The sequence below is a fragment of the Pseudoalteromonas sp. Scap03 genome, from assembly GCF_013393115.1.
Taxonomy (GTDB): Bacteria; Pseudomonadota; Gammaproteobacteria; order Enterobacterales; family Alteromonadaceae; genus Pseudoalteromonas.
Map to the genome: position 1 here is coordinate 3,101,837 of NZ_VDEU01000001.1, position 19,208 is coordinate 3,121,044.

The following is a 19,208-nucleotide window of genomic DNA, read 5'->3' on the forward strand; positions in this document are numbered from 1 at the left end:
TTAGAAAGTGTTACTAATATTAAAACTGATGGTCTTGGTATCGTCATCTTCTTCTTTTTGCAACGGATACGCAAAGCTGATCAGCATAGGACCCATAGGTGAGATCCATTGTAATGATAAACCGGTTGCAACCCTAAAGCGCATTGGGTCTGAATAATCATCTAATTTTGCACGCTCATCAATACCTAAGTTTTGATAACGATCAACGTTAAACTCGGTATCCCAAACGTTGGCAGCATCAACAAAGAAACTAGTACGTACCGAACTGGTATTTTCTTCATCTAAGAACGGTGTAGGAACAATAAGTTCCATACCTGCAACCGCCTTCGCGTTACCACCTATACGGCCTTGAGTTCTCAATACATCAAACTCCGATGCTCCACCAATATTACCTGTGGTTGTACCATCACCTGATGGCGTGCCTGGTATAGATTGTGGTACTCGTGATACTGCACGCGGTAAGATAGTATTTCTATCAAAGCCACGTAGTTCCATTTCTGTAATACGGAAATACTCTTGGAATGGAAGCGTCTGCTCATACCCATTAGTAGAGCCATAACCATTACCGTAACCTAATGCCGCACGCGTTGAGAACACCCAACGATGGTCGTTTGAAATCGGCCAGTAGAAACGTGAATCGTAATTTAATTTAAAGTATTTTAAATCTGAATTCGGCGTTGTTGCTGTTAGGTTTAATGTTTGTCTTGAGCCTGCTGTTGGGAATAAACCACGGTTAACCGTTACACGCGACCAACCCACACTTAACTCATACTTGGTAAACTCAAAGCCCGCATCTGGGTTCTCTGGGTCTAGGAAAGTTTCACGTAGTACACGTGTTTGCTCATATTCTGCAATATCAGATAGCTCTTCTTCTATCCAACGAGCTCCAAAGTTAATACGGTTTATAGCATCAATTGGAAAACCAATGTTAGTTCCAAGACCATAACTCTTTGACTTATAGTCAATCAAGCTAAACTGGCTAGCGTCGTAATTACTATAAAAAATACTGCTACCTTGCGATACACCATCTGGCGTAAAGTAAGGGTCTGTGTATGACACACTAACGCGTTCAGAACCACGCGAGGTATTAATGTTAAAACCAATTTGATTACCCGTACCTAAAAAGTTAGATTCGGTTACACCAATATTAAATTGCAGACCTAAGTATGAACCATAAGCAAGACCGGCGTTAAAACTACCTGCAGATTGCTCTTTAACAGTAAAGTCAACGTCAACTTGATCATCAACACCCGGAACAGGCACTACATTAAAGTCAACCGATTCCATATAAGGTAAGCGTTGAATTTGCAATTTAGAACGCTCTAAGTTTTGGTTAGATAACCATGCCCCTTCAAGCTGTGTCATTTCACGCCGCAGTACTTCATCAGCTGTATTTTGGTTACCACCTACAATGATTCGACGTACATAAACACGTTTACCAGGGTCAACCGATAAAGTCAGTTGTACCTCTTGGTTTTCATCATCAATTTCTGGAATGGTGCGTACTTCAGCGTTAGCATATCCAAAACGAGCTAAGTAACTTTTTATAAACTCTTCTGAAGAAGTTACCACTGAGCCGTTATAAAGCTCTCCGGTGCGAAGCGGGATAACACTTTTGATTAGTTCTTCTCGGCCGAGTAAATCACCGATAAAATCAAAGCCTTTTACCTTGTACTTTACGCCTTCGGTAATATTTGCCGTTACATAAACCGATTCACGCTCAGGACTGACTGACACTTGAGTCGAATCAATATTGAAGCGTAAATAGCCACGGTCTAAATAAAAGCTACGAATTTTTTCTAAATCGCCTTCGATGGTTTGTTTTTGATAGCGATCGCTACCCATAAACTGCCACCAAGGCAAATCTTGTTGCGACTCAGCAAGCTGTAATAACTCTTCGTTTGAAAAAAGTTCATTACCAACTAAGTTGATTTGACGAATAGAGGCAGCATCGCCCTCATCAAACTCGAGTCTCAGTTTAACCCGATTACGTGGCAGCTTAGTGATGCTAATGTCCACTTTTGCATTGTATTTACCAATACTGTGGAAAAACTCAACTAAACCTTTTTCAATATTATCGATAACCGTTTTGTCCAGCGGCTCGCCTTGACGAATATCTTGTTGATCAAGCGACTGGTTTAACTGCTCATCTTTAATGTCTTTATTGCCTTCAAATTCAATAAAGCTAATTGTTGGACGTTCAGTTACTTTAAAAATTACGTTATTGCCATCACGCAACGCTTTTATATTGTCAAAGTGACCAGAGCGATAAAGTGACTTAATTGTTTTTGAAATTGTGTATTCATCAACATTGTCGCCCACGTTAATAGGAATATGCGTTAATGCGGCACCAAGTGCAACACGTTGCAACCCTTCAACTTTTAAATCTTCAACAATAAAGGAGTTTTGGCCTAGGGCTGCAAAACTTGCACCCAATAAACTTGAAACTACCAAATGTTTTTTTATAGCCATTTTATTATCTTTATCCTTTACAACTGTATTACCGCTTAGCATCGAAAACTAAATAGTTACGAGCTTTACAATCGTGTTCTAATTTGTCGTTACCACGCTTAAACAACTACAAGCGCGATACATCATTGAACAAAGCGAAACATGTTAGAAAAATGAGTAGCAAGGCTCCCACTTTAAAACCAAACTCTTGTGTCTTTTCAGAGACCGGCTTTTTACGAAAAAGTTCAATTATGTAATACATTAAGTGCCCACCATCAAGCACCGGCAGAGGAAGTAAATTAAATACTCCCAAATTAACGCTGATCAAAGCTAAAAAGCTTAAAAATGCGACTAATCCGTAACTAACACTTGTGCCTGCGCCGACTGCAATGCCGACAGGCCCACTTAAATTTTTCACTGACACTTGACCAGTAATTAAGTTACCTATCATGTCAAAACTCAGCGTAATTAAACGCCATGTCTCTTTTGTGCCCAGCACAATACTATCTAGTGGCCCATAATGTCTAGTCTCAACAAAATCATCAGGCCACTGCTCTACAACTGGAGCAACACCTAAAAAGCCTTGTTCAACACCATTACTAACAACTCGGCTCTTTGGGGTAACTAATATGGTTTTTATACTATCTTGTCTTTTTACACTAAATTGTAAGGATTTGTTAGCCGATTGAGTAATAAGATTAACTAATTGCTGCCAACTGCTCATTGTTTCACCGTTTACAGCCAAAATAACGTCATTAACCTGTAAATTTGCCTGTTCAGCAGCAGAGTCTTTGGTAATTGCAGCGATGGTGAGTGTTGCTTGAGGGCGAAACGGCACAATCCCCAACGAACTTAATGGCGGTACGTCTTGCTGATCAAGCTTCCAGCCATCGAGGTTAAGAGTCTGCGTTGTTTGTTGATAATTTTCGTTACGTAAAGTAACAGCAACGCTTTTATCACCCAAGTGCGACATCAAAGAGAAAGTCGCATCTTGCCAATTGCTAATATCGTCATCACCAATTTTAATTATTTGCTGAGTAGGCAAAATGCCCGCTTGTTCTGCTCTGCTGCCTTCAACAACATTGCCTACAACCGGTTTTATGGTTTGCACACCCACCATATACATGACCGCTAAAGAAAAAATAGCGAATAAAAAGTTCGCCATGGGCCCTGCTGCTACAATAGCTATTCGCGCTTGAACAGATTTAGCATTAAACGATAAATGACGTTGATTGGCAGGTACTTCATCAACACGCTCGTCTAACATTTTTACGTAACCACCTAGTGGTATTGCCGCAATCACAAACTCAGTATTGTATTTATCGTGCCATTTTAATAGGGGTTTACCAAAACCAATTGAAAAGCGCAGTACCTTAACGCCAGCCTTGCGTGCTACCCAAAAATGACCATATTCGTGAACGGTCACTAAAATACCGAGCGCAAGTATAAACGAGCCTAAATTCCAAAAAAAATCGAACATCTTAATGCACCACTTTTGTTATAAACTGCGTTGCGCTTATGCGTGCTAAACGATCACACTCTAAAACTTCATCTAGAGTTTGCACATTAGTAAACTTTGCAGTCTCTAACGTTTGCGCATTCACTTTATAAATATCAGTAAAACTAATTTGACCTTGTAAAAATGCATTTACAGCTATTTCATTGGCAGCATTCACCGTAGTTGTTGCCCCCTGTCCCGCATCACACGCAGCAATTGCCAATTTTAAATTAGGGTAACGCGAGAAATCAGGTTTGGTGAACGAAAAATCACAAATATCAGAAAAGTTTAGCGGTTTAACTCCCGCATCAATTCGCTGTGGAAAAGCAAGCGCATGCGCTATTGGGGTGCGCATATCGGGATTTCCCATTTGCGCTAAAATAGAGCCATCTTGGTATTGCACCATAGAGTGGATAATACTTTGTGGGTGGATCACCACATCAATATCGCTGGCATCACAGTTAAATAACCATTTAGCCTCAATAAACTCTAAACCTTTGTTCATCATCGTGGCTGAATCTACCGATATTTTTTGTCCCATTGACCAATTAGGGTGAGCAACCGCTTCACTGACGCTAACACTAGCAAGCGTATTAATGTCACGGTTTAAAAACGGCCCTCCAGAACCAGTTAATAAAATTTTACTAACACCATGCTGCTCAAGCCGTGCTTGTCCTTGGGTGTTTTGTAACGCACTAGGTAAACACTGAAAAATGGCATTGTGTTCGCTGTCGATGGGTAATAAAGTTGCTTGGTGTTGTTTCACTTTATCAATAAACAACTGACCCGACATCACCAATGACTCTTTGTTTGCCAGCAACACTTTTTTACCCGCTTCGACTGCGCTCAAAGTGGGTAGTAATCCAGCCGCACCAACAATTGCTGACATCACAGTATCAACATCAACATGCGCACAAAGCTCACTCATAGCTTTCTCGCCATGCATTACTTGTGTTTTACTTATGCCTTTTAAAAGTTCACAAAGCTGCTTAGCGGCTTGCTCTGAAGCCATAACAGCATAACGAGGTTGATGAGCAAGACACAACTCAGCCATTTTTTTTGCATTTTGCCCAGCGGCTAATGCGAACACCTTGAACTGCTGTTGATTTCTTGCAACAACATCTAACGTGCTAAGACCTATCGACCCCGTCGCACCCAAAATAACCAGTTGTTGCACTGCACTCATAAACTAAGTGTCCAGGCAAAGCAAATAACAAACATCGGCGCTGCTGCAGTTAAGCTATCAATACGGTCTAAAATACCGCCGTGTCCAGGTAGGCAACTGCCGCTATCTTTAAGACCCGCTTCGCGCTTAAACATACTCTCTAGTAAATCACCTACCGCAGAGAACAAAGCAATAAATGCTGTCATTACTGCATAAATAGGCCATACAGAAGTATCAACATTGGTGTAAAAACAAAAAGCCAATACAAATAACACCGCAGCAACCACGCCACCAGCGAGGCCTTCTATGGTTTTATTTGGACTAACTTTAGGCATTAGCTTATGTTTACCGAAACTTTTACCGGTAAAGTAAGCGCCAATATCGGCACTCCATACAATACCCAGTACCACTAAAATCAGCATAGAACCATAGTGTGTTGATTCTGTATATTGCGCACTGCGAAGCGTATTAAGCGCAAGCCACAGTGGTATCAATGTCAGTAAACCGGCAATACCGCGCATTACAAGTCCTTCGTTCCAGCCTTTAGCCATAGCGGGGTAACGCCACACTAAATAACTTGCAACCAGCCACCACGAAAACGATAAGGTAAATAAGTAATTGGCATCACCTACAAGCTTGCCGTTCTGCCATAGGGTTTCTATCGGCCAATGTAAATTAAGTAAGCCTAGTAAAACCGCAACTAACAATACAAACGCACCGCGCTTTAGTTTATCGCATAGCCCCATAAAAGCAGACCATTCCCATGCGCCCATTAATACAATAGCACCCGCAAAATAACTAAATAACGTTAGTGGGGTGTAAAAAACCAAAGCCAGTGCTAATGGCGCTAGCACTAGTGAGGTTAAAATACGTTGTTTTAACAAAATGATGACCCTTAATCTATTTTAGGTTTGAGCGAGTAATTGTTTTATTTGTTCGCCCGTGCAACCAAAACGTCGCTCTCTGGCAACGTAACATGCAATGGCCTCTGCAAAAGCAGCTTCGTTAAAGTCAGGCCAAAGTGTATTGGTAAAATAAAGTTCAGCGTAGGCTGCCTGCCAAAGTAAAAAATTACTAATTCTGACATCGCCACCAGTACGGATCAGTAAATCAGGCTGTGCCTGATCTGCCATACTCATATGCTGTGCAATATGTTCTTCTGTAATGTCTGCGGGATCAATTTCCCCATTTGCTACTTGTAAAGCAACCAGCTTAGCAGCATGGGTCATATCCCAGCGACCACCGTAATTTGCCGCTACATTTAAGTGCAGGCCGGTATTATTCGCTGTTAGTTCTTGTGCAGTATGTACTTTCGCGCGCAAGCTTTCAGAGAATCGAGATAAATCTCCAATGATGGTTAGTTTTACGTTATTTTTATGCAGCTTTTTAACTTCTTTACTTAGTACAAATAAAAAAAGCTCCATTAATGTATTTACTTCGTCTTCAGGGCGGCGCCAGTTTTCACTACTAAAAGCAAATAAGGTCAACGATTGTATCCCTAATTTAGTACAAAACTGCACAGATTGACGAACTGCATCCACGCCCTTTTTATGCCCATATACACGAGGCCTATTTCTAGCTTGTGCCCAACGCCCGTTCCCATCCATGATGATAGCAACATGTTTAGGCAAACATTGCTGTGAAATTGTATCAGCGTCTAGAACCATAAATTTTGTGTATTCCATAAAAAAACGCCGCCTAGTATACCCCAGACGGCGTTTCAAAACTAATAAATTTAACCTGTACCCGTGATAATAAATCTACTTTAAGCAAATAATTATACAGCTAACAACCTTGTATTTACTGACAACTGAGTCGTCACTAAAGAGCAGTCACAATCTGTTACCTTTTAAAATCACACTATTAAAATAAAGTGCGAAGACTGATAAGCAGCGACTTAAATATCTAACTAAAGCTGTTTATTTGGGTTTAGAACAGTTATTAAATTTCCATCAACTCAGCTTCTTTTGCTGTTAGTTGTGTATCCATTTCTTTAATGAACTTATCAGTGATTTTTTGAATTGCATCTTCACCTTGACGTGCTTCGTCTTCAGAGATGTCTTTATCTTTTAATAAGTTTTTAATATCGCCATTTGCATCACGGCGAATATTACGAATAGCAACACGTCCGCCTTCTACTTCGCCACGCACGATTTTAATTAAATCTTTACGACGCTCTTCAGTTAATGGAGGAAGTGGTACACGAATAACCGTGCCTGCAGACATTGGGTTTAAACCAAGGTCAGAAGCCATAATCGCTTTCTCAACTGCCTGAGCTAAAGATTTATCAAATACACCAATAGCCAGTGTACGTGAATCTTCAATAGTTACATTTGCAACTTGGTTTAGAGGCGTTGGTGCGCCGTAGTACGACACCATGATGCCGTCTAAAATTGCAGGATGAGCACGGCCAGTACGAATTTTAGATAATTGACTACCAAGTGCTGCTACACTTTTTTGCATGCGCTCTTGCGCATCTTTTTGAATATCGTTAATCACGGTTTAATCCTAATCTAGTTACTAACTTCATCTGAGGCTTGTGAAGAAATAAGGGTTCCTTCTTCTTCACCCATTATTACGCGCTTTAATGCGCCTGATTTATTCATATTAAATACGCTCAATGGCATATTATGGTCGCGAGCAAGAGTGAATGCCGCTAAATCCATTACTTTTAATTCTTTATCAATAATTTCATTGTAGCTTAAGTGACGGTAAAGTGTCGCTTCAGGGTTTTTCACCGGATCATCACTAAATACACCATCTACTTTAGTCGCTTTAATTACCGTATCAGCTTCAATCTCGATGCCGCGTAAACACGCCGCAGAGTCAGTAGTGAAGAACGGGTTACCTGTACCAGCGGCAAAAATAACAACGCGACCTGTTTTTAACAAGCTAATTGCTTCAGCCCAGTTATACGCATCACATACGCCATTTAATGGGATAGCTGACATTAAGCGACAATTTACAAACGCACGGTGTAGCGCATCACGCATAGCTAGGCCGTTCATTACGGTTGCAAGCATCCCCATGTGGTCACCAACAACACGATTCATGCCCGCTTCGGCTAATGAGCCACCGCGTAAAAAGTTACCGCCACCAATAACCAAACCCACTTCTACGTCGAGTTCTACAAGCTCTTTAATTTCTTGTGCCATACGATCTAAAACTTTTGGGTCGATGCCGAAGCCTTCGTCTCCCATTAAAGCTTCACCACTTAATTTGAGAAGAACACGTCTAAAAATAGGTTTGCGATTGATAGTCATAGTTTTGGGGCCAACTTTTATTGAATTATGGATAAAAAATAACCGCGCTTATGTTAAACATAAAAGCGCGGTTATTTTAAAGAATTTCTAAGCGTGACGCAAAAGCAAATAGTACTTTAATTGCATGTATTTTCCTTTTGTATCACAAATAGTATGTCTTACTGACCTTTAGCAGCTGCAATTTGAGCAGCAACTTCAGCAGCAAAATCTTCTTCTTTCTTCTCGATACCTGCACCAACTTCCATACGTACAAAGCCAGTAACTGTTGCGTTTTTCTCTTTAAGAATTTCGCCAACAGATTTTTTCGGTTCCATGATGAAAGCTTGACCAGTAAGAGAAACCTCACCAGTAAACTTCTTCATACGACCAACAACCATTTTCTCAGCGATTTCAGCAGGCTTGCCTTCGTTCATCGCGATGTCGATTTGTACTTGCTTTTCTTTTTCAACAACATCAGCAGGTACGTCATCTGGAGTTAGGTAATCTGGGTTTGAAGCAGCAACGTGCATTGCAACATGCTTAAGTGTTTCTTCATCAGCAACACCCGCAACAACAACACCAATACGCTCGCCATGACGGTACTCAACTAGTTGCTCGCCAGTGATGTACTGAAGACGACGTACATTGATGTTTTCACCAATTTTAGTTACTAGCTCAACACGGTCTTCTTCGAACTTAGCTTGTAAGTCTTCGATAGATGTAGTGTCAGCGATAGCAGCATCTGCAACTTTGTTAGCAAATGCTAGGAAGCTTGCATCTTTAGCAACGAAGTCAGTTTGACAGTTAACTTCTACAAGTACTGCAACACCCGCGTTTTGCTTGATGATGATAGTACCTTCAGCAGCAATGTTACCTGCTTTTTTAGCAGCCTTTGCAGCACCGCTCTTACGCATGTTCTCAATCGCTAACTCGATGTCACCATCAGTCTCAGTTAACGCTTTTTTACAATCCATCATGCCAGCGCCAGTACGCTCGCGTAATTCTTTAACTAGGGCAGTAGTTACAGCCATTAGTAAATCCTCAAATCTGAAATCAGGTTTAGATAAGCGGGTTACCCGCTCCACAAGAATAGCAAGTCTTCACCTTTAAAAGATGAAGACTTGATGACAGCTAATTACTCAGCTTCTACGAAGTCATCTTTTTCAGCTTGAGCAACGATGTTACTCTCACGGCCTTCAGTGATCGCAGCTGCAACAGCACTAGTGTAAAGGTTGATTGCACGGATAGCATCATCGTTACCAGGTACGATGTAATCAACACCGTCTGGGTTAGAGTTAGTATCAACGATTGCAACAACTGGGATACCTAGGTTGTTAGCTTCACGGATAGCAATGTGCTCGTGGTCAGCATCGATTACAAAGATAGCGTCTGGAAGGCCACCCATGTTTTTAATACCACCAAGGCTCTTTTCAAGCTTGTCCATTTCACGAGTAAGCATTAACGCTTCTTTCTTAGTTAACTTCTCGAAAGTACCGTCTTGGCTTTGAGCTTCAAGGTCTTTAAGACGCTTGATTGATTGACGAACTGTTTTCCAGTTAGTCAACATGCCGCCTAACCAACGGTGGTTAACGAAGAATTGATCGCTTTGTAAAGCAGCTTCTTTTACTGCTTCGCTTGCTGCGCGCTTAGTACCAACGAAAAGAACTTTACCTTTGTTTGCAGCAGCACCAGATAAAAACTTAAGTGCAGTGTTGAACATTGGTACAGTTTGCTCAAGGTTGATGATATGTACACGGTTACGTGCGCCGAAGATGAAAGGCTTCATCTTAGGGTTCCAGTAACGTGCTTGGTGACCAAAGTGAACACCAGCTTGAAGCATATCGCGCATTGAAACGTTTGCCATTTTGTAAATCCTCTAAGTTGTTTAGGGTTAGGCCTCCACATATCCCATAGCACCAACACCGCAGTTAAATGAAACTGAAATGCACCCAAGTGTATGTGACGATACGTGTGTGTGTTAAAATAAAATTGTGTTTGCCTTAAATACAAAAAATCATTTAAGAATTTATTTGTAAAAAGACGGCGCGCTTTATACCATATTAAAAATAAATACTCAACGTCTCGTGCAAAAATTGTGCGACGATAATCATCTAAAAACGCAACTTTGGAGCCTCAATGAGCGCTGTGATTAAGACCCCTGAAGAAATCGAGAAAATGCGTGTAGCCGGCCGTTTGGCTGCTGATGTGCTAGAAATGATCGAACCACATGTGGTACCAGGTATCACCACCGATGAGCTAAATACAATTTGTCATGATTATATTGTTAATGTGCAAGATGCTGTTCCTGCTCCTCTTAATTATCATGGTTTTCCAAAATCAATTTGTACCTCAGTAAATCATGTAATTTGTCACGGTATTCCGAATGACAAAGCATTAAAAGATGGTGATAGTGTTAATATTGACATCACTGTTATCAAAGATGGTTACCATGGTGACACATCAAAAATGTTTCATGTAGGCACGCCTAATATCCAAGGTAAACGTCTTGCAGAAGTCACTCAAGAAAGTCTTTACCTTGCCATTAAAATGGTAAAACCAGGTGTTCGCCTTGGTGATATTGGTGCAGCTATTCAAAAATATGCAGAGAGCTTTAACTACTCTATCGTACGTGAATACTGCGGCCATGGTATCGGTAGCGAGTTCCATGAAGAACCACAGGTAATGCATTACGGTAAAGCAGGCACTGGCGAAACATTAAAAGCAGGTATGTGTTTAACTATTGAGCCTATGGTAAATGCGGGCAAACGCCAATGTAAATTACTCAAAGACGACTGGACTGTGGTAACAAAAGACCGTAGTTTATCCGCTCAATGGGAACACACCTTACTAGTAACTGAAAATGGTGTTGAAATTTTAACACTACGATCAGATGATACAATCGATAGAATTATCGAGCACTAATTAAGTGCGCGCTTAATCGCGGTTGTAACAGGTTTTGCCTGTATATCGCTTAAGTGGTTTGCTGTAAGGGGCTAACATAACTTATTGCCCTTACAGCAAATATATTATAAAAATAAATCTCAAACTTATAATGCAGTCCATATATAGGAGCCAGCCTAAGTGGCATTACCTAACAAAGTAAAAAAGTTGCTCAATGATGCTGAGCAATTAAGCGATTACCGCGATTGCTCCGCCTATTTCTATAAATGGTTGCATAATGAATTCTCAAAACAACCGGTTGGTAAATTAATTAATGCCCGTGCAGAATTTATTGATCGACTGCTGATCAAACTTTTCCAAGTTTATGATTTAGCTCACGAACCAGATCTCGCTTTGATAGCAGTAGGTGGTTATGGTCGTGGCGAGCTACACCCCTACTCTGATATAGATTTTTTATTACTTGTTACGAAACAGCCTAATGATGATATTTGCGAAAAAATCGGTCAGTTTGTCACTATGTTGTGGGATCTTAATCTCGAGATAGGCCACAGTGTTCGTACTATTGAACAAGCCATAGAACAAAAACGTGAAGACGTTACCTTTGCCACCAGCTTATTAGAAAGCCGTCTTATTTTTGGCAATCATATTGAGTTTGAAAAACTCAAAAACCATATTATTGAAACACCGGTTTGGGGCTCAGGTGAATTTTTTGTCGCAAAAGTACAAGAACAAAATTTGCGTCACAGAAAGTGCCACGGCACAGCCTATAATTTAGAACCAAATATAAAAGAAAACCCAGGGGGTCTGCGCGACCTGCAAACTATTATTTGGGTGGCTAAAAAGCACTTTAGAGCCGAAACTCTGCAAGAGCTAATTAATCACGGCTACCTGACTCACGAGGAATATCAAGAGCTGTTAGAGTGTCTTGAGAATTTATGGAATATTCGTTTTGCGTTACATTTAGCTGCAGAACGTTCAGAAAACCGTTTATTGTTTGATCACCAACCCCAAGCTGCAGAAATTTTGGGCTTTGGTAGCGATGGTAAGGCCTCGGTTGAGCGCATGATGAAACGCTTATTCAGAATTATGAGCCGAGTACGTGAGCTCAACCAGATGTTGCTTTCGTACTTTGAGCAAAGTATTTCGCCAGACAGTAGTCAAGCGACTGTTGAAGAACTCGATCTCAACTTTGAGCGCGTTGGCCATCAAATTCGAGTAAAAAGCCCATCAGTATTCTTTAGGCGCGATCAACTTTTTGTATTGTTTGAGCATATTGCTGACCACCCAGAAATCACCCATATATACCCGAGCACTATTCGCACTATTCGCCAAGTTCGTCGTCGTTTATTGGGCGACCTACAAGACTACGCGGCCTGCCGGGAAGCTTTTCTACGAATCATAAAGCATCCTAATGGTATGGGGCGTGCTTTTACGCTGATGCACAAACACGGCATGATTGCCGCTTATTTGCCGCAGTGGCGAAATATTTTTGGCCAAATGCAGTTTGATTTGTTTCATGCCTACACGGTTGATGAACATACCCATAAGCTAATCAATAATATTTATCAGTATTTTGATAAAACTGGGGTTAGCGAATTCCCAATTTGTAGCGAAATTGTCACGCGTATGGATAAACCGGAGCTACTGTATTTAGCCGGTATTTTCCACGACATTGCCAAGGGTCGTGGGGGGGATCACTCTGAGCTGGGTGCTGTTGACGCCATTGCTTTTTCTAAATTGCATGGCTTTGCATCATCCGATGGTAAGTTAATTTCTTGGCTTGTTAGCAATCACTTACTTATGTCAGTTACGGCGCAGCGTAAAGATATAAACGACCCAGATGTAATAAAAGATTTCGCATCGCGAGTAAAAACAGAGCGTCAACTCGATTACCTCTATTGTTTAACGGTCGCCGATATACGCGCTACCAATGACAACTTATGGAATGACTGGAAAAACACGCTACTTCGTGAGCTGTACTTACATACACAACGAGCTTTGCGTCTTGGGCTTGAAAATCCAATGGATCAACGCGACCAAATTCGAGATAAGAAGCATCAAGCTAAGCAACGCCTGATTAATTTGCATTATCACGAGGAACAAATTGACTTAACTTGGAGTCGTTTTAAAGCGAATTACTTTACCGCCTTTAGTGAGCAACAAATTTCGTGGCATACAGAGCATTTACTAAAATGCACTGACTTGAGCCTACCTAGTGTTATTGTCTCGAATAAAGCAATGCATGGCGGTACTCAAGTATTTGCATACAGCCCTTACTCAGGTGGACTATTTGCTCGATTAGTCAGTGTTATTGGCTCTAAAAAAGCACAAATTCAACACGCCCAAGTACTGACCACCAAAGATGGCTACGTACTATTTAACTTTGTTATTTTAGAAGTTAGCGGTGACCCAATTGCCAGTAGCCGTGCACAATCGATTAAACGCGGATTAGAGCAAGCATTGAATGATCCGCGAAAAAAAATACGCTTTAAAAAGAGCCGCTCACAACGCTTTAAAGACTTTAATATTAAACCTAAAATTGTACTACGCCCGCATCCTCGTAAGGATCGTAGTTTAATAGAAATTCAAGCGGTTGATATACCTGGACTATTAACTAAAATAGCCGAGGTTTTTCAAGCTTACTTACTCCACATACATGCCGCACGCATTACCACGGTAGGCGAGCGCGCAGAAGATTTCTTTGTGGTATCTAATAACGAATATCAAGCGCTGACTGATGAAGAGCAAGCAAAAATTCATCAGGCATTACGTAAAAAACTCAACGCCGAAATTGAATAAGAGGACACTATGTCAGATTTAAAAACCATGATTGAAAATGCGTGGGATAACCGCGACAGTATTAGCCCAGCAACCGTATCAAGCGATGTTAAACAAGCAATTATTGATGCACTTGAGCTACTAGATAGTGGCGCAGCGCGTGTTGCAGAAAAAATTTCTGGCGAATGGGTTGTTCATCAATGGCTTAAAAAAGCCGTGTTACTGTCGTTTCGTATTCGCGACAACCAACCAATGAACGACGGCGTAAACCAGTTTTACGACAAAGTACCGCTTAAATTTAGCGACTATACACCGGAGCAGTTTCAGCAAGGCGGTATGCGTGTGGTACCAAACGCCGTAGCGCGTAAAGGCAGTTTTGTAGGGAAAAATGTTGTACTAATGCCATCGTATGTAAACATTGGTGCTTACGTTGATGAGGGCACTATGGTTGATACATGGGCCACTGTAGGTTCATGTGCTCAAATTGGTAAGAATGTACACTTATCAGGTGGCGTAGGCATAGGTGGCGTTTTAGAGCCTCTACAAGCAAATCCTACCATCATTGAAGACAACTGCTTTATTGGCGCACGTTCAGAAATTGTTGAAGGCGTTATTGTTGAAGAAGGTGCGGTTATTTCAATGGGTGTTTACATTAGCCAAAGTACCCGTATTTACGACCGTGAAACCGGTGAAATTCATTATGGTCGCGTACCTGCTGGTGCTGTCGTGGTTCCAGGTGCTCTGCCTTCAAAAGATGGCACTCATAGTTTATACGCTGCGATTATTGTGAAAAAAGTTGATCAACAAACACGCGAAAAAGTAGGCATTAACGCCCTACTTCGCTCAATTGATGATTAAAAAGCAGCTGTAAGTTTTTAGCTGTTAGCGCTAAGCAGGTTAATATTAAACGTAGATTGGGTTGAGTAAAACGAAACCCAACAACACATTAAAGTTAAGTGTATTCGCTAAAATTTAATTACATACAGAAAAAGCTCTAAGCTTGTATAGGTTTGGGGCTTTTTTAGTGCTTTCAAAATACCTCTTCACAAATCTATCCCTTTTAATAGTCTTGCTTTGTTAGATACCAGCATCTATAGTGGAAAAACACATAATTCGATTTTTGAGGATAAATTGTTGCGCCTTTTCGTTTTAGGTTGGTTGGTGTTATTAGGTTCAACGCAGGCTATGGCTAATGATTTTACAACGTTTGAAGCTAAACTTAACGAAGCCGAGGATTATCTTGTTGTTAATCCTGCACAATCAATAATCATTCTTGAAAATCTCACAGAACTAAATACAGCTCCTGCTGCGCTATTTATCCGCTGGCACTTGCTTTATGCTCGATCAGCGGTTCCCACCAGTCATTACGATCGGCTTTATAAATCGATTGACGCAATATTTCAGCATTATCAAGCTGACTACTTTAAACAAAAATTGACCACCATAATGAGTGCCTTGGGAATATGGCTTCGCCATGCTGAATATTTAAGCGATGCCCAGCTCTCATTTAAATGTGCTTATAAATATGCGCAAAGCGATCGCCAACGATTAACACTCACCAACAGTATGGCACTGGTTGCTCGCTCGCAAAACGACTTTGCTAAGGCGCGTGCTTTATACTTAAATAATCTTGATCTCACAACACAATTAACACTTCCTAATGTAACAGCACTTATAAAAAATAATTTGGGCTCTTTAGCACTTGATGAAGGCAATGTTGCTAACGCTGAGCGCTACTTTAGAAGTGCATTAAGCCTTAACCAAAATATTGATAAACGCGCAGGGCAAATTTCGGCTGGGCTTAATTTATTAATGGTTTTTTTAATTCAAGAACATCAGCTTAACTTCGAACGCCTCTACACTCCAACGGCAACTTTGACCCATGCATTTCCCAATGAAGCTAAACAAGCACAGCTAGTTTGGCTTGAATTAGGCTACAAAAATTTAACTGGCGAGTTTATAAGTCAAAAAGATAAACATCAGCTGCAAGCAGCTTACGAGCAATTAGAAAGCGATAAAATGAAGCAATTAATTGCACGTTATTTAGCTAACAAACTTAATGTGACTTTAACCCTACCTGAGCCTATTACGGCTAAAGAGTTTACCAGCCCATGGTTTAACTTAGTAAAGCAATGCAATTGGGAGAAAAGTTTATAGCTTTAAGTTATAAACGTTCAGCTAAGCTTAGTTAGAAGCCTATAAACTAACTTTTATCTACTTTTTTACTTCTAATATAAGTATATAAAACAAGCTACTGAATTGGCTAACAAACGGGATATATAATAAGATAGGCCAGAGAAGATAAAAATAAATATCATTTTAATTCAATACCTTACAAAGCCTCTTAATCAATACTCAGGTTAACTTAATAACCACAAAAATAAAAAAGGCACTGTTAAGTGCCTTTTTATTTACTCAAATCTAATTAATTACAACGCGTTAAATACGTCATCTGTTTTAGCAGCGCAAATGAAGTCATTTTTATGCAGACCTTTAATTGAATGGCTCCACCAAGTCACGGTTACTTTGCCCCATTCGGTTAATAGACCTGGGTGATGCCCTTCGTCTTCAGCCATATCACCTACCTTATTGGTAAACGCAATGGCTTGTTTAAAGTTTTTAAACTTATAAACGCGCTCTAACTGCATAATACCGTCGCGTACTTCTGGCACCCAGTCAGGGATTTTTTTAATTAATTCAGCCAATTCAGCATCAGATACTTTTGGTGCATCTGCATGACAGGCTTCACATTTTTGTGCACTTAATGAAGACATTTTAAATCCTTAGTTTAGCGTTACTTTTTTCAAAAATTAACTAGCTAATTTTTCTTTTGGAGGAAACTTAGGGTCGTGCAAACCAAGTGATTTAGCTTGCTCAACTAAAGTCATTATATCCATTTGAGATATTTCAAACAGATCATGAATCGAATTTATCGTGTAATACAATGGTTGCATAATATCTATACGGTACGGTGTACGTAGCACATCTAGCACATTCATTAGATTAATCTCTGGTGTATCTGAATACACGTATTGGGTTTCCCCTGGGCTTGATAAAATACCGCCACCGTAAATACGCAATCCTTTTTCAGTTTGCATCAAACCAAACTCAACGGTAAACCAGTACATGCGCGCTAAATAAACGCGATCTTTTTTCTCTGCCGCGTATCCTAGTTGCCCATACTTGTGGGTAAATTCTGCAAAGTCAGGATTGGTTAGCATGGCACAATGACCAAATATCTCATGAAAAATATCGGGTTCTTGTAAGTAGTCAAATTCTTCACGGCTACGAATAAAGGTCGCTACAGGAAATTGCTTGTTAGCGAGTAACCTAAAAAACTCATCAAAATCGATAAGTGCAGGTACAGGTGCAACCTGCCAACCTGTGGTTGCTAAAAGTACTTCGTTTAGCTCACTCAGCTGTGGGATACGATCATGAGGCAGATTGATTTTTTTCAATCCTTCCATGTACTCATCACAGGCTTTGCCTTCAATGCACGCAAGTTGGCGTGCTACAAGCTCAGACCAAATTTTATTTTCTTCATCGCTCCAATGTATAACCCCATTTTCATCAGGTGTTTTGGAGGTGTAATTACTTGCTTTAGCCATAAATACCTTCTTTGGGATAAAACCCTAAATCGGTGTCAAAATAACAGCCAAGTGCTTGGCTATTCGATGTAGCCATACTATGCAAAAGTGAACAAAAGTTTAATAGCTTGACGCAGATCAATACTTTTGCAGATCACACAAATCGTAAATTTAAAATTACACAAGAGCAAAGATAAAAGCACACACCATATTTATTGGTACCTATAGATAGAAATATTCGTAAACATTAAATTACACCTCAGGATATTTTAGTAAATGCTTGGTTGAGATCGTTAATAATATCGTTAACATCTTCAAGTCCAACTGATAAACGAATTAAACCATCACTAATTCCAGCTGCTAGTCTTTCTTCGGGAGTGTATGGCGAATGCGTCATCGATGCAGGGTGTTGAATAAGCGTTTCAGCATCGCCTAAGCTAACCGCTAATGTGCACAGCTGCATACTATCAATAAACTGCTCACCGTCGGTTAAGCTCCCTTTAATTTCAAAGGCAATAACACCGCCAGCCGCTTTCATTTGCTTACCAATATACTTGTAACCTGGGTGAGACTTAAGCCCAGGGTAATACACTTTATTTACTTGCGGATGAGCTTCTAAATACTCAGCAATCGTTTGCGCACTTTGGCAATGGCGTTCAACGCGAATAGCTAAAGTTTTTAAGCCGCGGTTTATTAACCACGCATCGTGTGGACTAATAGTGGCACCAATATCTTTAAGCACGGTCATTTTAATCTGTGTAATATGCTCAAGTGAACCACACACAATACCCGCAACAACATCGCCGTGACCATTTAAATACTTGGTCGCGCTATGCATTATAATATCGATACCGTACTTTTTTGGTGACTGCAGCAGCGGGGTTAAAAAAGTATTGTCGACCACACTCAGTAAATTATGCTGTTTAGCAACATCGCCAATAAGTGCTAAATCAATCACTGCCATGGTTGGATTGATTGGTGTTTCTACAAATATCATTTTTGAGTTAGGCTTAATGGCTGCGCGCAGTTCACTTTCATTGGTCATATCAACAAAGGTGACTTCAATTCCCCATCGCGGCAACATATGCGAAAAAAAAGCAAAAGTGCAGCCATACAGAGCGCTTGATGCAATTAAGTGATCGCCTTGCGATAGGAAGCTTAGTACCGAAGCCGATACAGCCCCCATACCTGTTGCCGTGGCGGCGGCGGCCTCACAGCCTTCTAATTGCGCCACTTTTTGCTCAAGTTCAGTCGTGGTAGGGTTACCTAAACGCGTGTAAATATAACCGGGCTCTTCACCTGCAAAGCGGGCAGCACCTTGGGCGGCATTTTCAAAATGAAACGTAGACGTTTGATACAAAGGTGAGGTTAATGCGCCATGCGGATCATTTGCTTTTTGTGGGCCATGGATACATTGGGTATTTTGATGATGCTTGCTCATTGTGTGTTCTCGTTTTTATTATGTGTGTCAATAGCATAAATAAAACGCACCGCACTTAAAATCACAAGCATGCCGGATGCTCAGATGGCTATTTGTGCAAACTTTACCCAAAAAGCTGTACACAAATATTGCCAACGAAGTCTCA

Annotated in this window: 16 protein-coding genes; 4 read left to right on the forward strand and 12 right to left on the reverse strand. The window is 40.6% G+C overall.

Features of this window, described 5'->3' with window-relative positions; all coding sequences use genetic code 11:
• The 9 genes from bamA to rpsB form a co-directional block, all read right to left on the reverse strand.
• Positions 1-2,472 carry an outer membrane protein assembly factor BamA gene (gene bamA / locus FHG08_RS14270; RefSeq protein ID WP_178956350.1) on the reverse strand — a complete coding sequence of 824 codons (2,472 nt, stop codon included), beginning with the start codon at positions 2,470-2,472 and terminating at the stop codon, positions 1-3.
• Positions 2,473-2,578: 106 nt separating this feature from the next.
• A complete protein-coding gene (rseP, locus tag FHG08_RS14275) occupies positions 2,579-3,931 on the reverse strand; it encodes a sigma E protease regulator RseP (protein ID WP_178956351.1) in 1,353 nt (450 codons plus the stop codon).
• Position 3,932: 1 nt separating this feature from the next.
• A complete protein-coding gene (ispC, locus tag FHG08_RS14280; RefSeq protein WP_138605039.1) occupies positions 3,933-5,135 on the reverse strand; it encodes a 1-deoxy-D-xylulose-5-phosphate reductoisomerase in 1,203 nt (400 codons plus the stop codon).
• Positions 5,132-5,998 carry a phosphatidate cytidylyltransferase gene (locus tag FHG08_RS14285; protein ID WP_178956352.1) on the reverse strand — a complete coding sequence of 289 codons (867 nt, stop codon included), beginning with the start codon at positions 5,996-5,998 and terminating at the stop codon, positions 5,132-5,134. Before FHG08_RS14285 ends, ispC begins: the two co-directional genes overlap by 4 nt.
• Before the next feature lie 21 nt (positions 5,999-6,019).
• Positions 6,020-6,799, reverse strand: a complete 780-nt coding sequence (locus FHG08_RS14290) for an isoprenyl transferase (RefSeq protein ID WP_138605040.1) — start codon at positions 6,797-6,799, stop codon at positions 6,020-6,022.
• Between the two features lie 256 nt (positions 6,800-7,055).
• Entirely contained in the window at positions 7,056-7,577 is a 522-nt protein-coding gene (gene frr, locus FHG08_RS14295; protein ID WP_218651693.1) for a ribosome recycling factor, read from the reverse strand.
• A 50-nt stretch (positions 7,578-7,627) separates the two neighbouring features.
• A complete protein-coding gene (gene pyrH / locus FHG08_RS14300) occupies positions 7,628-8,377 on the reverse strand; it encodes a UMP kinase (RefSeq protein WP_138605042.1) in 750 nt (249 codons plus the stop codon).
• 158 nt (positions 8,378-8,535) lie between these two features.
• Positions 8,536-9,387 (reverse strand): translation elongation factor Ts, encoded by an 852-nt coding sequence (gene tsf, locus FHG08_RS14305; protein WP_010388114.1) that lies wholly within the window; start codon positions 9,385-9,387, stop codon positions 8,536-8,538.
• A gap of 104 nt (positions 9,388-9,491) precedes the next feature.
• Positions 9,492-10,220 (reverse strand): 30S ribosomal protein S2, encoded by a 729-nt coding sequence (gene rpsB / locus FHG08_RS14310; protein WP_013465430.1) that lies wholly within the window; start codon positions 10,218-10,220, stop codon positions 9,492-9,494.
• A 272-nt stretch (positions 10,221-10,492) separates the two neighbouring features.
• Between rpsB and map the strand changes: the two genes are divergently transcribed.
• The 4 genes from map (at position 10,493) to FHG08_RS14330 (ending at position 16,192) form a co-directional block, all read left to right on the forward strand.
• A complete protein-coding gene (gene map, locus FHG08_RS14315; protein WP_054202413.1) occupies positions 10,493-11,278 on the forward strand; it encodes a type I methionyl aminopeptidase in 786 nt (261 codons plus the stop codon).
• A 159-nt stretch (positions 11,279-11,437) separates the two neighbouring features.
• Entirely contained in the window at positions 11,438-14,056 is a 2,619-nt protein-coding gene (gene glnD, locus FHG08_RS14320) for a [protein-PII] uridylyltransferase (RefSeq protein WP_138605043.1), read from the forward strand.
• Between the two features lie 9 nt (positions 14,057-14,065).
• A complete protein-coding gene (dapD, locus tag FHG08_RS14325) occupies positions 14,066-14,893 on the forward strand; it encodes a 2,3,4,5-tetrahydropyridine-2,6-dicarboxylate N-succinyltransferase (RefSeq protein ID WP_178956353.1) in 828 nt (275 codons plus the stop codon).
• A 276-nt stretch (positions 14,894-15,169) separates the two neighbouring features.
• A complete protein-coding gene (locus FHG08_RS14330) occupies positions 15,170-16,192 on the forward strand; it encodes a tetratricopeptide repeat protein (protein WP_178956354.1) in 1,023 nt (340 codons plus the stop codon).
• Positions 16,193-16,464: 272 nt separating this feature from the next.
• Here the strand turns inward: FHG08_RS14330 and FHG08_RS14335 are convergent, their stop codons facing one another.
• The 3 genes from FHG08_RS14335 to megL form a co-directional block, all read right to left on the reverse strand.
• Entirely contained in the window at positions 16,465-16,809 is a 345-nt protein-coding gene (locus FHG08_RS14335; RefSeq protein ID WP_008111000.1) for a 4a-hydroxytetrahydrobiopterin dehydratase, read from the reverse strand.
• A gap of 36 nt (positions 16,810-16,845) precedes the next feature.
• Positions 16,846-17,643, reverse strand: a complete 798-nt coding sequence (gene phhA / locus FHG08_RS14340; protein WP_178956355.1) for a phenylalanine 4-monooxygenase — start codon at positions 17,641-17,643, stop codon at positions 16,846-16,848.
• A 238-nt stretch (positions 17,644-17,881) separates the two neighbouring features.
• Entirely contained in the window at positions 17,882-19,063 is a 1,182-nt protein-coding gene (gene megL / locus FHG08_RS14345; protein WP_178956356.1) for a methionine gamma-lyase, read from the reverse strand.
• Positions 19,064-19,208: the final 145 nt, after the last annotated feature.